The following is a 16,517-nucleotide window of genomic DNA, read 5'->3' on the forward strand; positions in this document are numbered from 1 at the left end:
AAAAAATGGAATTAACAAGTGATAAAACTATTTAAACAATAAATATGTTTTTAAAGCGATTAAGCATTGCAGGTTGCGCTTTAATGTGTTTTGGATCAATTGTTTTGGGGACAAATGCCAACACCACGCCAACCGCGCTAACTGATGGAGAGAGAAATGAAGTGATGGCTCCGCTGGCAGTCATTCCATTATTAACTACTACGCCACCCCGTTGTGCAGGAGAAAGTAATGGAAAAATTAGTGTTACGATTGAAACCGGAACAGGAACAGCTCCATATACTTTTCAAATTCAAAAAACCGGACAAACTGCTCAGACACCTATTTCAAATCAGCCAGCTACGTATACATTTGAAAATCTGGATGCTGGTGAATATACTGTATTTGTGACAGATGCAGATGGTGGTCTTGGTTCTGCAAAAAGAACATTAACTGATTTGCCTGTTTTGAGTGTTAATTTAGAGCAGGTATTAACACAACCTCAGTGTACTGGAGAAACTGTTGATGTATTTTTTGAAGCTGAAGGTGGGCTTAATACTTCCTATACTTATCGCTTATATGAAGATCTTACTTTATTTGGTTCTAATAATAACGGAGACTTTTCAGGCTTGGGTGAAGGTACCTATTCTCTGACTGTTGTTGATGCCAATGGCTGTTCAAGTAATTATAAAGGCTCACTGGATATAACTGAACCAGCCGAGCTTAATCCAACGGTTTCACCGGTTCAAATTGCGTGTTATGGTGAAAGCGGAAGTGCTGTTATTTCCGGCCTGCCACAAAATACCGGTGTCGATGCTTTTAATATGACACTTGAAAATACAAGTACAGGAAATACCAGCTACAGCTTAAACAGCAGCAATTCCTACATCGGTCTCGATGCGGGAGACTACGAGCTTACAGTTTGGCGCGACGGATGTACAGCAGTCAAACGCAACTTCACCATCGATCCTGTTCTTGAAATGGATATTCAGGAAAACCTTGTAGGAAGCATCGATTGTTTTGGCGAAACAGTAGAAATTACGGTTGCTGTTAATGGTGGCAAAGCAGGAAAAAATATGATTATTGCGCTTGACAATAACGATGGTGACCCAAATAACGACCAGCTTTCACCTCCTGTTGTCTATGGTACAAGCCATACCTTTACCCTGGTTGGTGAAGGAAATTATACTATTACGGCACGTGATGCAGAAGTTCCCAGCTGCGCAAGAACTAAAAATATAAATGTTCCCGGACCAGCCTCACCATTAGTATACACCGCTGCACCCGAAGGTGGGAGCACCTCGTGTTTTGGTACTGCCGATGGTACAGTTCAGATTCCTGTAAGCGGTGGTCAGCAACCCTATAAATTTTATGTTGGCACTACCTTATATAATAGTGTAGCTGAGATTCAGCTAGCAGCCGGGTCTTATACTGTTTATGTTGAAGATGATAATGGATGTAGAACCGACGATGCCCAGATTGTTATTACACAGCCCGACGAGCTAAGCGCTACCATCGTTCCCGGATCAATTGAAAATGTAAGCTGTCCGTCGGGCAATGACGGTGCTGTAAGCATTAGTATTACCGGTGGTAACGGAGGTTACACCTACGATTTAAGCGGAGAATTAGAGCGTAACGGCCGTAATGCAACAGGCACGACAGAAATTGCCGATTTGATTGCGGGTGACTATACAGTTCTTGTTAAAGACAAAAATGCTTGTACAGCATCACCCGTAAGCTTCTCAATGAGCGAGCCGGTTGAGATCAGTATTAATGATTTTGAGTTTTCGAGTGCTAACCTGTGTTATGGCGAAACGACCAACCTGAGTGTCAGTGCCAGCGGGGGAAGTCAAAGCACCATGACTTATACCTTATATAAAGGAAGCACAGAATTAGAAACACAAACCGGTAGTTCAGCCAATTTTATTGATCTTTCGGCTTCGGTTTATACCTTAAAAATTTGGAGTGACTTAACTTGTGCCTCTAAGGATACCACATTTACGATCAGTTCGTCGAAACAAATCATTGTAAGCAGCTACAACGACTCTATTATGATAAATTGCAGTGGTGAGCTGGCGCAATTGCCGCTTACCGTGCAGGGTGCTTCTCCCTTTTCCTACCAGCTGGATAATGGTACCGTACTACCTTTTACAGGAGGAACGACTACGGTGGTCGACGGTTTAAGTGGTTCGCAAAATGGCGAAACCCATGTAATAACCATCATCGATATTAATGGATGCTCAAAAGCAATTGATGTAGAAGTATTTGAACCCGAGGGCTTAACAATCAATAATCTAAGTTCTACCGATGAGACCTGCAAAGCCAGGAATAATGGTACGTTGTCGTTTACGATCAATGGTGGAACACCCGGTTATGAAGTGATGCTTGGAAGTCTGACACAGTCTTCGAGCAATGGAAACATTGTATTTAACAATGTACCGGCAGGTACTTACAGCATTACGGTGACTGATGATGCCGGTTGTATACTTACTAATCCGGATGATGTTGAGATCAAAGAGCCTGCTGAAGATTTTACCATTGATGAACCTGTTGTTTTGCAGCCAATAGCATGTAACGGCGATTTAGCTGAAGTGAGCATTACGGTCAGTGGTGGCTGGCCTAACACAGATAAGCATATCAATGTTAAAGGGCAGGGTGTTGATCTGAACGGTCTGGCAGGTTCAAGTTTCAATTTACCTGGTGGATCATATACCATTACAGCAACGAGCGACGATGGCTGTTCGGCTGTTCGTTACTTTGATGTAGCTCAGCCTGAACTGCTTGTTCTTAGTATTGAAAACCAAAAGAACGTTTCCTGTTTTGGTGCCGACGATGCTGAAATTACAATTGCAGTTAGCGGTGGTGTTGGTCCTTATTCATACGGACTTGAAGGTTCTGGAACTGCCAGTGTCGATTTTGCTGGTAATCAGGTAACCATTGCCGATGGTCTGGAAAGCCGCAGTTACGAACTGGTTGTGCGCGATGCCAATGGTTGTGAATCGAATATTGAAAACGTTAAAATTGAAGAACCTACTCCGGTCGAATTTACTTTTTCCGATGTCGATTCGGTTGTTTGTTATGACCAGTCCAACGGACGCATCGAAGTTTTGGCAACGGGTGGTAGCGGTTCCTATCTCTACGCCCTGAGCGGTGATGCCAACCGTGCAGAGCAAACCAGCCGCGAATTCCGTAATCTGGCTGCCGGTGAATATTTTGTCAATGTTCGCGACAGCAAAGGTTGTGCTGCACTGGTCAATAATCAGGATACCATCATTTTCCAACCCCAGCAAATAGTTATTGACGAAGCCGTTGTATCCAGTGCCATCAGCTGTGCCGGAGAAAGCGATGCTGTGATCAGCATCAGTGCAAACGGAGGAGAGCCTTATACCGGCTTACAGTACAAAGTAAGCAATACCGCCTATCAGAATGAACCCGACATTGAAGGGCTTGACAACGGGAACTATCAGGTATTTGTACGTGACTCACGCGGAAAGTGTGAAACCGTATGGACCGAAACCATAACCATTGCCGATCCGGCTGAATTGGTGCTCCTCCCAGCCGAGGTGACCAATGTTAGTTGCTATAATAGCGAAGACGGAAGTGTAAAAATACAAGCCGATGGTGGAACAGGTGCCCGACAATTTTATTTATACAAAGGAGAAGCACTGATTGAAGGACCCAAGAATGTTGGTGAATTTAACGGATTGGGTGAATTATCCAATACACCCAATATGGATGTAACAGTAAATTACACCATCGAAGTGATGGATGAGAATAACTGTTCAGCAAGTGTCAATTTTTCTGTTGTAAATCCAGCAGCCATCCGTATCGAAAAAGTAGCCCACCGCCAGGTAAGCTGCTACAATATGGGCGATGGCTGGATTACAGTGAATGTAAGAGGTGGAACAGGAAGTTATTCCTTTAAGCAGGATGATGACGATGCAGCAATTACTCCTGATTTTTCGGTTGAAAGTACTACAAACTTTAAGTTAACGAAGCTAAGCGGTGGCATGTATTCACCGGTTGTTATCGATGAAAGAGGCTGTAGTGATACCATTGCTGTTCCGGTGAGAATAATCAATCCGCCTAAACTGGTCATTAGCAGTGTCGATGCCGATGGTAAAAACTGTAATTACAGTACCGATGATTCAACCATCATCCATCTCGATGAGAATTTATATGGCACACCGGGAAACTATCAGTACAGTATTGACGGAGGAACTAGCTACCAAAACAGTGAATTGTTTATCAACGTGCGCAGCCATACCATCAATCCGGTAGTAAAAGATTCGATGGGTTGTGTGGCCGCTTTTGAAGAGATCGAAATAGAATGGCCCGATGCTTTTGTTGCCACACTCACCAAAAATGAGATTCGATGCTGGGACCGTCAGTATGGAACACTTTCGGTTGAATACGATGGTGGTACGGCTCCTTATTATTTGTCGGTCGAAGACCGCCTGTTTGCCGAAGCCTTTGTAAGCCAGGCCGACGAGAGTCGTCCGACCACCCGCGATACCATTGGCGATAAGTCGGAGTACCTGTTTGTTTATGACAATACCTACGAAATTTATGTGAAGGATCACAAAGGCTGTTATGCTGAAAACCTGAATGTTTCGAAAACCAGCGATCCGGTGGCATCATACAGCTGGTTGCCGGCCGACACCCTCTGGTTGAAGAGTATTGATCCGACACGCCCGAAGTGCAACGGTGATCAGGGAACCATACAATATACTGTTGATGGTGGAACACAGCCTTATAAATATTGGGTTCAAAGTATGGAAGGTGTTGGAAATGTTGTTCCGGCCAACCAGGATGATGATGGTTTGGTGAACGTACCAACCGGAATGAATTTATATGCTTACGTTAGCGACTATTATAATTGCAAAGCCAAGGTACCCGGACAGGATGTTGATTTTCTGACTACCTACATTTATCCGATTCACGATACCGTAAAAGTAGAGGTAGATGTGGTGAAAGATCCTTATTGTCCGTCGACCAAAGACGGAAGGGTGATGCTCGAAGTGACCGGCTACCTGAAAGACGGAGTGCGCTACCACATTTACAAGCACGATACCATTTATAACAAGTACAGTGAGGTGTTCTTCGATCAGATCTTCAGAGATGAAGCCACCGACAGTGCACAGGTAAGTCTGCCACCCGAATCCGATTTGGTGAACGTGAAAGAATGGACCTACTCGGTTAATCACGATACGGTGAGCTACAAATTTACAGCCGGCCTGTACGAGATTCATTTCATCGATAACATCACCGAATGCGATGTCAGCTATCAGTTTGAGCTGATAGCCGATACGTCGGAATGCGATGATGTTTTCCCGAAAATATTTACACCAAACAACGACGGTCAGAATGACCTGTGGACGGTGAGCCAGTACGAAAAGAGTAATGTGAATCTTAAAATATTTACAGCATACGGAGAGTTGGTATACGAATTTTCAGGACTGGTTCCCGAAGAAGGGCTCACTTGGGATGGGCTCGATTTGGATCACAGGCCGGTACCTGCAGGTACTTACATGTATATCTACAATGCTGATGTAACGTTGGAAAAAGAACATCTGGAGTATGGAACGGTAACCATTCTGAGGCACAGATAGTAAATTGGGGTAAGCTATATGAAAAAGATTTTACTGATATCGATGATACTTTGTTTTACCAAGCTGGCCATGCCACAACAGGATGTAAGACAATACAATTATTACGTTTTCGACGATTATTACATGAACCCGGCTTACGTGGGAAATAATAATCATTATGCGGTTAACCTGGCCTACGATACGCGTTTTAGCGGTATGGGAGCCGCTTCTCCACGCAGCATGATCTTTTCGGCGCATTCGAGGCTGGGGGAAGGCTATCTGCTTGAGAAGGACGGCAAAATCAATAAGTTCTTTTCAAAATTTGGAAATACGGCATTGGGTTTTCAAATGCTGAATTACAATTTCGGACCGCAATATGAATACAATTTCGGTTTGACCTATGGTTATCATCTTCGTCTGAGTCCGAATGTAAAAACAAAGCTTCCCAGGAAAATGGTGCTGGCTTTTACTCCGCGCCTGTTGATTACCGGCTTCGACCGGAATAAAATGACCAACAACGACGGAATTATCATTGACAATGGTTTTGATAATTTGATTCCGCCTTTAAACGAAACGATGATGAAAGCCAATTTCATGCTGGATGTAGGTGCCATTTATCAAAATACCTTTGCTGATTTTGGTTTCACGGTATTGAATTTGACCAATACAAAAAATGGCTTTGAAGATGGAAATATTCTATACGGTGATGAAGTTTCCATAGTTGATAACGACACAACGGTGCTTTCTTCAGGCTATTCAATTTACGATTCAATTTATTCACCGCGACTTGTTTTTGATTTGAAGCTTAAGTTCTTCACCATTACCGAACAAACGAACTTCGAAATTAACTTCATACCCAAAACAGCCATTATGTATGCTCCCCGCTCGCAAAGTATGGAAGTGTTTCTCGACATGGCCGTGAACTGGAATTTTTATGAGTCCATTACATCCATCCGCCGGCAAATGAAGTACCAGTTGATTACCGGGCTGCATATTAATCACAAGCGTAATTTCAAACCTTATACTTTACTTCAGCCTTATATTGCCATCGATTTCCTGAATTATTCAATTATGTACGCCTATAATTTTAATCCAAATGTTGAAATTCCGGGTTATTTCGGTGGAAATCAAATCTCGTTAACCTTCAACATAAGCCGGGATAAAACCGATCGTCAGCTGGGAGGAAGCAATACCTGGAAATAAACAGTAGCTTCGGTGGCGTTATACATTGCTTGTGAAAAGTGATGTAAGCGGTCGTATTACCCTGCTTTCACATATTTAACTTTCGTTAAACGGGGCAAAATATCTGCTTTCGCGTTTTAATACTTCTACAATTAGATTACTTTTGTGTAAGCTGAAAAATAATAGCATTAGATATGGGAATCGCCGATTTTTTAAGTAATCTTTTTGGTACAAAATCCGACCGTGATATTAAAGAAATAATGCCGGTAGTAGAGACTGTAAAAGCTGAATATGAGCGTATAAAAGCGCTCTCACACGATGAGTTAAGAGCAGAAACAGCACTGGTACGAAAAAGAATTAACGAATACATTAAAGCCGAAGAAGACGAAATAGCCGAACTACAGGCCCAAGCAGAGGAAGCATCGATTGAAGAGAGTGAAAAAATTTACGACCGGATCGATAAACTCAATGAAAACATCGATAAAAAAATTGAAGAAGTACTGAAAGAAGTGCTTCCGGTGGCTTTCTCAATTGTGAAAGACACGGCCCGTCGCTTTACCGAAAACAACACCATTGAAGTAAGTGCCAACGATTTCGATCGTGATATGGCAGCGCAATACGACCATGTAAGCATCGAAGGGGAAAAGGCCATTTGGAAAAACCGGTGGATCGCCGGTGGAAATGAAGTGGTTTGGGACATGGTTCACTACGATGTACAGCTGATTGGTGGTGTTGCACTTCACAACGGAAGTATTGCCGAAATGGCTACGGGTGAAGGTAAAACACTTGTGGCAACGCTTCCTGTTTTCCTGAATGCGCTTACCGGAAAGGGAGTACATCTGGTTACAGTGAACGATTACCTGGCCAAACGTGACTCCGAATGGATGGGTCCGATTTATCAGTTTCATGGCTTGTCGGTCGATTGCATCGATAAGCACCGGCCCAATTCTGAAGAACGACGCAAGGCATACAATGCCGATATCACCTTTGGAACCAATAACGAATTTGGTTTTGACTACCTGCGCGACAACATGGCCATCAATCCCGAAGACCTTGTGCAGCGCAAGCATCATTATGCCATTGTCGATGAGGTGGACTCGGTACTGATTGACGATGCACGTACCCCTTTGATTATTTCGGGTCCGGTGCCCAAAGCAACCGGCGATGAGCTTTTTATGGAGTTTCGGCCTAAAGTAGAGAAACTTGTAGCGGCCCAGCGTAAGCTGGTTACCAGTCTGCTGGCCGATGCCAAGCGTTTGCTTAACAAGGAAAATGCCACTAAAAAGGAACTCGAGGAAGGTGCTTTGCTGCTTTATCGGGCACACAAAGGTTTACCAAAAACCAATGCCATTATCAAGTTCTTAAGTGAAGAAGGCATTAAGGCACAAATGCAGAAAACAGAAAATTACTACATGCAGGATAACAACAAGCACATGCATGTGGTAACCGATCCGCTTTATTTCATTATTGAAGAACAACACAATTCGGTTGAACTGACCGATAAGGGGATCGATCTGATTTCGGGCGATGTGGAAGATCCCAATTTCTTTGTATTGCCCGACATTGCATCGGAATTGTCGATGCTCGAAAATGAAACAACGCTCACCCCCGAAGAGCGGCTGGCCAAGAAAGACGAAATGCTGCAAAGTTACGGGGTAAAATCGGAACGGGTGCATACCCTGAGCCAGTTGCTGAAGGCCTATGCACTCTTTGAGAATGATGTGGAATATGTGGTGATCGACAATAAGGTGAAGATTGTTGACGAACAAACAGGCCGTATCATGGAAGGCCGTCGTTATTCCGATGGTTTGCATCAGGCCATCGAAGCCAAGGAGCGTGTAAAAGTGGAAGCTGCAACACAAACCTTTGCAACCATTACGCTTCAGAATTATTTCAGAATGTACCACAAACTGGCTGGTATGACCGGTACTGCCGAGACCGAAGCTGGTGAATTGTGGGACATCTACAAACTCGATGTGGTGGTTATTCCTACCAATCGTCCCATTGTTCGCGACGACCGCGAAGATCTGGTGTATAAAACGAAAAGAGAAAAATACAATGCCATTATTGACGAAATTGGCGTACTGAATAAGGCGGGACGTCCGATTTTGGTTGGTACCACTTCGGTTGAAATTTCCGAATTGCTGAGTCGCATGCTCACCATGAAAGGCATTAAACACAACGTATTGAATGCCAAGCTGCACCAGCGGGAAGCCGATATTGTGGCCGAAGCCGGTAAAGCCGGTACGGTAACCATTGCTACCAACATGGCAGGTCGTGGTACCGATATCAAACTGTCGAAAGAAGTGAAGGAGGCCGGAGGTTTGGCCATCATCGGTTCAGAACGCCACGACTCCCGGCGGGTTGACCGCCAGTTACGCGGGCGTGCAGGTCGTCAGGGCGATCCGGGGTCGTCACAGTTCTTCGTGTCGCTCGAGGATGATCTGATGCGTTTGTTTGGAACCGCACGCATTACAAGTGTAATGGACCGCATGGGCCTGAAGGAAGGTGAAGTTATTCAGCATTCAATGATTTCAAAATCAATTGAACGGGCGCAGAAAAAAGTAGAAGAAAACAACTTTGGAATTCGTAAGCGTCTGCTCGAATACGACGATGTAATGAACTCGCAGCGCGAGGTAATTTACAAACGTCGTCGTCATGCCCTTTTTGGCGACCGTGTCGAGGTGGATATCATGAATAACCTTTACGATTCGGTGGAAGAACTGATCAATGAATACCAGGACGGTGATTTCGATCAGTTCAAGCTTGAACTGTTGCGCATTGCATCGGCTGAGCCACCTTTTTCGCATGAGGATTTTAAGAACTTATCAACAGAAGATAAAATTGAAAAGGTATTCAGGGCCTTGCTTGATGGCTATACAAGGAAAAAGGAACAAGTTGCCACTCAGGCATATCCGGTGATAAAGAAAGTTTACGAAACGAAGGCACATCAGTATAAAAACATTGTGGTTCCGTTTACCGATGGAAAACGCATGTATCAGATTGTGACCAATCTCGAGAAGGCCTACAACAATCGTGGTAAAGAAGTGGCCAAATCGTTTGAAAAGCAGGTGATGTTGTCGACCATTGATGAAGCCTGGAAAGAACAGTTGCGCGAAATGGACGATCTGCGTCAGTCGGTTCAAAATGCTGCCTATGAGCAAAAGGATCCGCTGCTTATTTATAAACTGGAGTCTTTCAGCCTCTTTAAGCAAATGATCAACAGCGTGAACCGGAAAGTGGTATCAACGCTCACCAAAGGGCACATTCCGATTTCAGATCCTGAACAGGTTCGTCAGGCCGAGGAGCGTAAACGCACCGACATGAGTCACATGCAAACAGGGCGTTCGAGTCTCGAAGGCGGAGGGCGTACAGCCAATGATGAACCCAAAAAAGCGCAACCGGTGCGTACCGAAAAAAAGGTGGGGCGAAACGATCTGTGTCCATGCGGTAGTGGTAAAAAATACAAGAATTGCCACGGTGCCGGAAGCCCGGCTTAATTTTGTTTTTCAATATTGAACTAAAACATTAGCTACATGTCTTTTCTCAGTTATATTCACTGGAGCGTTGATCCCGAGATTTTTGGTTTGGGCTTTTTGTCAGTTCGCTGGTATGGTCTGATGTTCGCCATGGGCTTCATTATCGGTTACAAAATTGTTGAAAAGCAGTTTAAACATGAGAAGGAAAACCAGCAATGGCTCGATTCATTGTTGATGTACCTGGTAATAGCCACCATTGTGGGTGCCCGTTTAGGCCATGTAATTTTTTATGGCTGGGACTATTACTCGCAACACCTGCTTGAAATTTTCATGGTGTGGAAAGGCGGACTTGCAAGTCATGGAGGAGCTCTGGGAATATTCATTGCTTTAATGATCTTCTCCAAGAAGGTAACAAAGCGAAATGTTTTCTGGACCATCGACCGGGTGGTGATTCCTACTGCATTGGTAGCCATGCTGATCCGTTTGGGGAATTTGTTCAATTCTGAAATTTATGGAGTTGAGACCAGCTTGCCCTGGGGTTTCATTTTTGAACTCAATGGCGAAACGGTACCCAAGCATCCAACCCAGCTTTACGAAGCACTGGCTTACCTGCTTACCTTTATTGTACTTCGCTGGTTGTACTGGAAAACGTCGATTAAGGATAAAATAGGCATGTTAAGCGGTATCTTTTTTATCATGATTTTCACAGCCAGGTTTTTCATCGAATTCATCAAAGAAAATCAGGAAGCTTTTGAGGCTGATATGTTATTGAATATGGGACAATGGTTAAGCATACCTTTTGTGCTGGGCGGTTTACTGCTTGTATGGATTGGTAATAAACGGCTGATAAAAAAATAGTGAAAGGGGCCACAAAGGCTCCTTTTTTGTAAATAGATTTTTTTTTTGAATGTGTTGGCGGGTAATAAAATGCTACAATGACATACACAGGTGAATTGGCCGGTTTGGCCACTGCAGTTTGCTGGACAGCAACTGCCATGAGTTTTCAGGTGGCCTCGCGCCGTATCGGATCGGTTTCGGTCAACCTTATCCGCCTGGTACTGGCTTTTCTCTTTTATGTGGCCTATACCAAAATTTTTATGAACCAGTGGCTGCCCTTCGATGCGCCACTAAAGGCCTGGATTTATTTGAGTATTTCTGGTGTAATCGGCTTTGTTCTGGGCGATTTTTTTCTTTTTAAATCCTACGAATTCATCAGTTCAAAAATTTCGATGCTCATCATGACCATGGCTCCTCCCATTGCTGCCTTGCTTGGCTGGTTCATGATGGGAGAGGGCTTTAGCTGGTTAAACAGTTTGGGGATGACCCTGGTCATACTGGGCGTATCAATCGTAATTTTGAAAAAAGATGTGGAGAATGGCATTAAAAAACGCCGTTACCCGCTTAAAGGCATCTTGTTTGCTTTTGTAGGAGCTGTAGGGCAGGGGGTAGGAGCTGTTTTTAGTAAAATAGGAATGGGCGATTATGACCCTTTTGCTGCATCACAAATACGCGTCATTACCGGGATTGCAGGTTTTGCAATTATGATCACCCTGATGAAACGCTGGAAGATGGTCAATGCCGGCATCCGAAACAAACAAGCATCCAAAGCCTTGTTGATCGGTTCATTTTTTGGTCCTTTTCTGGGAGTTTCCCTTGGGATGGTTGCTTTTCAACATACTTCGGTAGGGATTGCTTCCACGCTAATGGCCACAGTTCCTGTATTTATTTTGTTGCCCTCACATTTAATTTTAAAAGAGAAACTCACACTAAATGAGGCTCTTGGGGCCTTGTTGGCAGTGGCGGGCATTGCAGTATTCTTTTTACATTGATATAAATGATTTTTAGTTTTTATCATTTAGTATTAAATTGGTACTGTTTAATCTAAATCCGAATTAAGAAAGATGAAACTGCTGGTAGTTGATGGATTGGCCGATACACGAAAGTATTACAGTGACAGAGTGATAAAACTGGTGCCCAATGTCGAAGTGCTTGAAAGTACTTCGGCTGAAGATGCTTTGTTTGTTTTGCTCGAAAGCCATGTTGATTTGATCATCTGCTCCGAAGTTCTCTCGTTCAGATCGGCATTCGATCTGGTAGCCTTGTTGAATCACCTGAAAATTAAAATACCCGTAATTGTGATTGCCAATGATGCCAACAATGCCATTGAGGCCATACGCAGCAATGTTTTCGACTTTCTGGTACAACCTGTCGACGATCAGCAATTGGCAGAATCGATCCAAAATGCACTGATTTATTTAGGAAAGCACATCGAACGTAACGAGGAGGAGCTTCCGGCACCCGAGAAAATTCGTCTTAGTACCAATAGTGGTTATCAGGTACTTGATTTAGAGGAAGTCGCCTATTTTAAAGCCGATGGCTCCTATACTACTATTTTTCTTAAAGATGGAAAGACTGTATATTCAAGCTACTATTTGGGAAAGATTGAAAAATTAGTAAGCGATTACTATTTTCTGAGAGTAAACAGGGCGGTGATTATCAATATAAAATTGATTAAGCTGATCGATAAAAGGAACGAACGTTGTCTTATTGAGTACGATGGTAAGATCAAAGAGTTTAAACTCACCCGTCAGCAGTTGAAAAAATTTGAAGAGAACCAACTATTATAAGGGAAATATGAACAGGGCAATAAAAGTACTGCTTGTAGATGATGATCGCTCAGCCCGAATCATCCTGCAAAAATATCTCGAAATTAATGACAATGTTGAAATTGTTGGAAATGAAGAGAGTACCGAAAATGTCATGAAGTTGATTGAATCACATCATCCCGATGTTTTGTTTCTCGATATTAATATGCCCCATGAAGACGGACTGCAGTTTGCCCGCAGAGTTCGAAAGGAAGATCATCATCTGATCATTGTATTTACAACAGCCTATCGTAATTATGCTCCTGAAGCATTGCAGGTCAGACCGCTCGATTACCTTGTTAAACCATTCGGACTTAACGAGGTAATGAATGTGCTGGATAAGGTGATAAAGGTACTTGATGAAGAGCAAAGCAGGCCTGCCAACATAAAAACCAGGGCTAAAATGGTGCCGCAGAAGATGCGGTTTAAAACCCATAAGGGCTATCTTTTTGTAGCGCCCGATCAAATTGTGTACATACGCTCAGGTCGTGAACGTACCGAGTTGGTGCTTCAAAACAATCAAACCGAAAAAATTAAAGTGGCGTTGATTGATATTGAAGAAGAATTGAGCCAGCAGGGTTTTATGCGCATTAACCGGTCGATCATCATCAACCTGAAGTACATTTGTAAAATTGACACCCGCAACAGGAAATGTTATCTGAACTGTAACACAGCAGAACAACAGGAATTTATTGTAACAAGAAATGTGTTTAAAAAATTTGAAGAGATGCAGTTGCTGAAACTGGGATAATTCATGCCAGTTTTTGTGAATTTACTAAACTAAAATGATGCACAATGAACCGAAGGCTTAGGAATATCTTGTTAATATTCGGCGTTTTGCTGGTATTGTTTCTGATGTGGTACTTTCGATCGATTGTTACTTACATCATCATTTCGGCCATCCTGGCCATGATTGGTCGTCCGCTGGTTCGCAGATTAAAAAAAATTCATATTGGCCGCTTTCATCTGGGGCGTTCAGTAAGTGCACTGATCACCCTGCTTGCTTTGTGGATTTTCTTTTTTAGTCTTTTTCGTTTTATGATACCGCTATTGGCCAGTGAATTTGAAGAACTGGCAAAGGTCGACGTAAATAAGTATCTCAGGCAGCTGGAAGTACCGCTTAGTCAGTTTACCGAATTTCTGTATGGCGAATCAATCACCCTGACCGACGGATCCATTTTTACTTTGCTTGGTGATCGTGTCAGTTCTTTCTTCAAGGTATCGCAGGTAACCGACTTGTTTGGGACCATTGCCGGAATGCTGGGCAGTTTGCTCATTGGGCTTTTCTCAGTCACTTTTATTACCTTTTTCTTTTTGCGCGAGGAAACCATGTTTCGCGATGGAATTATGTTGTTGGTTCCGGTAGGGCTCGAAGAGCGGGTTTCGAAGAACATCGACCGGATTGCCTACCTGCTTCGTCGTTATTTTATTGGTATTATCCTTGAAATCATCATGGTAATGGCGCTCGATACCCTCGGACTGACCATTATTGGCCTCGACTTTAGTGATGCCATTGTGATAGGAATGTTTTGTGGTTTATTCAATGTAATACCCTACGTAGGGCCCTGGCTCGGAAGTGCAGCCGGAGTGCTTATTGGTTTGGCCATTAATATTAATGCCGATTTTATGTCGCAAACCCTGCCTTTGCTCGGTTTGATGGTCGTGGTTTTTGTTTCGGTACAGGTGATTGACAACATCCTGTTTCAACCACTGATTTATTCCAGTAGTGTTAAGGCACATCCTATGGAGATTTTTCTTGTAATCCTGGCTGCCGGAAGTCTTGCCGGTGTGGTAGGCATGATACTGGCGATTCCTGTATATACCATTTTCAGGGTACTTGCTGCTGAATTTTTGTCAGAAATCAAGCTCATCAGGAAACTGACAGAAAACCTAAAAAAAACGGAAGCTGATTAAAGAACATGCTGGATCGCTTTATTGAATCTAAAAATTGCAGATCAGTATTTTGACCCGATGACCATAAAAAAGGCCGCAATTATTGAAATTGCAGCCTTTTTTTATTGTTTTGATGAGGTACTACCAGGCAAACAAAGGATAGTCCTTCATGGTTTGATTCACTTTTTTGCGTACACTGTCAATCACATTTTCGTCCTCGAATGAAGCAATTACCGTATCGATCATTTCAACAATCGCCGGCATCAGGTCTTCTTTTGCACCACGGGTGGTGATGGCCGGTGTTCCAACCCTTAATCCCGAAGTCTGGAAGGGTGAGCGGCTATCGAAAGGCACCATGTTTTTATTGACGGTAAGATCGGCTTTTACCAATGCGTTTTCAACTTGTTTTCCGGTTACGTCGGGGTACTTGGTTCTGAGGTCGATCAGCATCGAATGGTTGTCGGTACCTCCCGAAATTACCTTGTATCCTGCATCAACAAAGGCTTGTGCCATGACGGCTGCATTCTTCTGTACCTGGCTCTGGTATACATTGAAGGAAGGGTCGAGTGCTTCACCAAAAGCAACTGCCTTGGCTGCGATCACATGCTCGAGTGGACCTCCCTGCTGGCCTGGAAATACTGAAGAATTTAGCAGGGCCGACATCATGCGCACCTCGCCTTTTTTGGTGCTGATTCCCCAGGGATTTTCAAAATCTTCACCCATGAGGATGATTCCTCCACGGGGCCCACGTAAAGTTTTATGAGTAGTTGAAGTAACGATGTGAGCATGCTTTACGGGGTTTTTCAATAAACCAGCAGCAATGAGACCTGCCGGATGAGCCATGTCGACCATGAACAGGGCACCCACCTTGTCAGCAATGGCACGCATGCGTTCGTAATCCCAGTCACGCGAATAGGCCGATGCACCTCCAATGATCAGTTTGGGCTGCTCTTTGATCGCAAGTTGTTCCATTTCATCGTAATCGACGAACCCGTCCTGACTTACCTTGTAAGCAATTGGCTGGTAAAGTATGCCCGATGAGTTGACCGGTGAACCGTGCGACAAATGTCCTCCGTGTGAAAGATCCAGTCCTAAAAATTTATCACCTGGCTTCAGTACTACACTTAATACCGCAGCATTGGCCTGTGCGCCCGAGTGGGGCTGTACATTGGCATAGGCTGCACCATACAGTTTCTTAATCCTGTCGATGGCCAGCTGTTCGGTCATGTCTACAAACTGACAACCACCATAGTACCGGTGTCCCGGATAGCCTTCGGCATACTTGTTGGTCATTACCGATCCCATTGCTTCCATTACCTGGTCGCTCACGAAATTCTCTGATGCAATTAATTCGATCCCACTCAACTGGCGGTGTTTTTCTTTTGCAATGATGTCGAAAACTAATGCGTCACGTTTCATCCGAATATGTATTTTAAGTTGTTGGTTATCAATATGTAATATTTTTGAGTCGAAGTCTGTTTTCATCTCCTGATCGGATTTAAACTGCTCATTAAACAGGATGAATGAAAAAGCAAAGATAAGCTTTTTCATACAATAGCCGGTTTAAATTTAGCTCCGCCAGGCTGTCCATAAAATTTTGTTAATAATCCCTTCATTCATCAATTCGCTTTGGTATAAAAATTGTGTTTTAACCTTTGTATTATTAAGTGCTGATACCAGCGGTTTCGATAAGACGAGGTGAATTCGAAATTACATGCTATACCGGCAATATGGTAGCCGATAGTCAGCTT

Annotated in this window: 9 protein-coding genes; 8 read left to right on the forward strand and 1 reads right to left on the reverse strand. The window is 43.5% G+C overall.

Annotated features, from left to right (window positions below; translation table 11 throughout):
* Nucleotides 1-44 precede the first annotated feature (44 nt).
* The 8 genes from FHS86_RS07920 to FHS86_RS07955 all read left to right on the forward strand — a co-directional run bounded on the left by FHS86_RS07920 (nucleotide 45) and on the right by FHS86_RS07955 (nucleotide 14,787).
* Nucleotides 45-5,588 (forward strand): T9SS type B sorting domain-containing protein, encoded by a 5,544-nt coding sequence (locus FHS86_RS07920; protein ID WP_429412455.1) that lies wholly within the window; start codon nucleotides 45-47, stop codon nucleotides 5,586-5,588.
* A gap of 18 nt (nucleotides 5,589-5,606) precedes the next feature.
* The gene (locus FHS86_RS07925; protein WP_429412456.1) at nucleotides 5,607-6,770 is read left to right on the forward strand and encodes a type IX secretion system membrane protein PorP/SprF; all 1,164 of its coding nucleotides are present in this window, start codon (nucleotides 5,607-5,609) and stop codon (nucleotides 6,768-6,770) included.
* A 173-nt stretch (nucleotides 6,771-6,943) separates the two neighbouring features.
* A complete protein-coding gene (gene secA / locus FHS86_RS07930) occupies nucleotides 6,944-10,249 on the forward strand; it encodes a preprotein translocase subunit SecA (protein WP_429412457.1) in 3,306 nt (1,101 codons plus the stop codon).
* A gap of 36 nt (nucleotides 10,250-10,285) precedes the next feature.
* The gene (lgt, locus tag FHS86_RS07935) at nucleotides 10,286-11,086 is read left to right on the forward strand and encodes a prolipoprotein diacylglyceryl transferase (protein ID WP_429412458.1); all 801 of its coding nucleotides are present in this window, start codon (nucleotides 10,286-10,288) and stop codon (nucleotides 11,084-11,086) included.
* A gap of 77 nt (nucleotides 11,087-11,163) precedes the next feature.
* The gene (locus FHS86_RS07940) at nucleotides 11,164-12,057 is read left to right on the forward strand and encodes a DMT family transporter (RefSeq protein ID WP_429412459.1); all 894 of its coding nucleotides are present in this window, start codon (nucleotides 11,164-11,166) and stop codon (nucleotides 12,055-12,057) included.
* A 72-nt stretch (nucleotides 12,058-12,129) separates the two neighbouring features.
* Nucleotides 12,130-12,855 carry a LytR/AlgR family response regulator transcription factor gene (locus FHS86_RS07945; protein WP_429412460.1) on the forward strand — a complete coding sequence of 242 codons (726 nt, stop codon included), beginning with the start codon at nucleotides 12,130-12,132 and terminating at the stop codon, nucleotides 12,853-12,855.
* Nucleotides 12,856-12,862: 7 nt separating this feature from the next.
* Nucleotides 12,863-13,624 carry a LytR/AlgR family response regulator transcription factor gene (locus FHS86_RS07950; RefSeq protein WP_429412461.1) on the forward strand — a complete coding sequence of 254 codons (762 nt, stop codon included), beginning with the start codon at nucleotides 12,863-12,865 and terminating at the stop codon, nucleotides 13,622-13,624.
* A 44-nt stretch (nucleotides 13,625-13,668) separates the two neighbouring features.
* A complete protein-coding gene (locus FHS86_RS07955) occupies nucleotides 13,669-14,787 on the forward strand; it encodes an AI-2E family transporter (RefSeq protein ID WP_429412462.1) in 1,119 nt (372 codons plus the stop codon).
* Between the two features lie 120 nt (nucleotides 14,788-14,907).
* On the opposite strand, the gene glyA is transcribed toward FHS86_RS07955, so the two are convergent.
* Nucleotides 14,908-16,185, reverse strand: a complete 1,278-nt coding sequence (gene glyA / locus FHS86_RS07960) for a serine hydroxymethyltransferase (RefSeq protein ID WP_429412664.1) — start codon at nucleotides 16,183-16,185, stop codon at nucleotides 14,908-14,910.
* Between the last annotated feature and the right edge of the window lie 332 nt (nucleotides 16,186-16,517).

It is taken from the genome of Roseimarinus sediminis, assembly GCF_050433125.1.
GTDB classification, from domain to species: Bacteria; Bacteroidota; Bacteroidia; order Bacteroidales; family Prolixibacteraceae; genus Roseimarinus; species Roseimarinus sediminis.

Coding starts and splice junctions, on each gene's coding strand:
- FHS86_RS07920 (WP_429412455.1), top strand. CDS start 45: ATGTTTTTAAAGCGATTAAGCATTGCAGGTTGCGCTTTAATGTGTTTT.
- FHS86_RS07925 (WP_429412456.1), top strand. CDS start 5,607: ATGAAAAAGATTTTACTGATATCGATGATACTTTGTTTTACCAAGCTG.
- secA (WP_429412457.1), top strand. CDS start 6,944: ATGGGAATCGCCGATTTTTTAAGTAATCTTTTTGGTACAAAATCCGAC.
- lgt (WP_429412458.1), top strand. CDS start 10,286: ATGTCTTTTCTCAGTTATATTCACTGGAGCGTTGATCCCGAGATTTTT.
- FHS86_RS07940 (WP_429412459.1), top strand. CDS start 11,164: ATGACATACACAGGTGAATTGGCCGGTTTGGCCACTGCAGTTTGCTGG.
- FHS86_RS07945 (WP_429412460.1), top strand. CDS start 12,130: ATGAAACTGCTGGTAGTTGATGGATTGGCCGATACACGAAAGTATTAC.
- FHS86_RS07950 (WP_429412461.1), top strand. CDS start 12,863: ATGAACAGGGCAATAAAAGTACTGCTTGTAGATGATGATCGCTCAGCC.
- FHS86_RS07955 (WP_429412462.1), top strand. CDS start 13,669: ATGAACCGAAGGCTTAGGAATATCTTGTTAATATTCGGCGTTTTGCTG.
- glyA (WP_429412664.1), bottom strand. CDS start 16,185: ATGAAACGTGACGCATTAGTTTTCGACATCATTGCAAAAGAAAAACAC.